This window comes from Marinifilum sp. D714, from assembly GCF_030851345.1.
Lineage (GTDB): Bacteria > Bacteroidota > Bacteroidia > Bacteroidales > Marinifilaceae > Marinifilum.
In genome coordinates this window covers 1-1,362 of sequence record NZ_JALPNU010000057.1, presented here as the reverse complement: position 1 = coordinate 1,362, position 1,362 = coordinate 1, and the positions used below count along the sequence as shown (strand labels likewise).

Sequence of the window (1,362 nt, the reverse complement as noted above, 5' to 3'; positions counted from 1 at the left end):
AGTAGTATCCCATAAAGTGTGTAACTAAAGTTATTCTGATTTTTTCGGAGCCCAAAATTAGCTCAAGAAAAAAATCGGAAATAACTTTAGGTTGAAAGTCAAACTTTTAAATCACACATTATGGATGCAAAAGATTTTATGTCGGATGAATTTTTCAAGAAATTCAAAACAGGCAAAGAACTAAATGACTTTTTAAAACAGATTCAGAAGCGAGGTATTGAAAAGATGCTCGAAGGAGAACTTGATGATCACCTTGGCTATGAAAAGAATCAGAAATCAGAAGAAAGCAACTCGCGTAACGGATATTCGAAGAAGAAGATAAAAACCAGTTACGGAGAGTCAGAAATTGAGATTCCCAGGGATCGGGATGCCAGCTTTAATCCCATGATTATTCCAAAGCGAGGCAACATGGTTGAAGGGCTTGAAAATATCATTGTATCCTTTTATGCCAAAGGAATGAGTAACAATGATATTCAGCAACAAATTTTGGAGATGTACGACTTTGACATTTCCACCAGTGCCATTTCACGTATTACCAGTAAAATCACAGATGATATTGTTGTCTGGCAAAACAGACCATTGGAACCAGTTTATTTGATCGTCTGGATGGATGGTATGGTTTTTAAGGTTCGGGAAAACTCAAAGGTGGTAAATAAAACCATATACATTGCCGTAGGGCTTCGCAGAGATGGTAAAAAGGAGGTTCTGGGACTATGGTTGGGAAAGAATGAATCATCTTCTTACTGGATGAGTGTTCTTACCGATATGAAAGCTCGTGGAGTCCGGGATATCCTGATCACAGCAACGGACAATCTGAATGGTTTTACCGATACCATCAAAAATGTTTTTCCTCAGGCAACTACGCAGATTTGCGTGGTACATCAAATCAGAAACTCCAGCAGATACGTGGTTTGGAAAGACAAAAAGGAGTTCACAAAAGACATGAAATGTATTTATGATGCACCTACCAAATCAGCTGCCGAAGCTGCTTTAGAGGACTTTGCAAACAAGTGGAACTCCAAGTACTCCTATGCTGTTAAAAGCTGGAGAGATAACTGGGAAGAATTGACAGTGTTTTTTGAATTTCCTATTGAAATCAGGAAAATTATTTATACCACCAACCTGATTGAGAACTTGAACGGAAAAATCAGGAAATACACGAAAAACAAGCTCTCTTTTCCTTCTGATGAAGCAGTAATGAAGTCTGTTTACCTGGCAACAAGAGAAGCAACCAAGAAATGGACCATGCCAATCAGAAACTGGGGAGTGATCTTAAATCAGTTTTTAACTATATTTGAAGAAAGGGTCAGACTAAACATCTAACCCTCTAAATTTCATTTACACACTTTGTGGGACAGTGTC

General features: G+C 38.0%; 1 protein-coding gene. It reads left to right on the top strand.

Annotated features, from left to right (window positions below):
- Positions 1 to 120 precede the first annotated feature (120 nt).
- Positions 121 to 1,323, top strand: coding sequence for an IS256 family transposase (locus M0051_RS19515; RefSeq protein ID WP_306743249.1), 1,203 nt, complete (start codon positions 121 to 123; stop codon positions 1,321 to 1,323).
- The last annotated feature ends 39 nt before the right edge of the window (positions 1,324 to 1,362 follow it).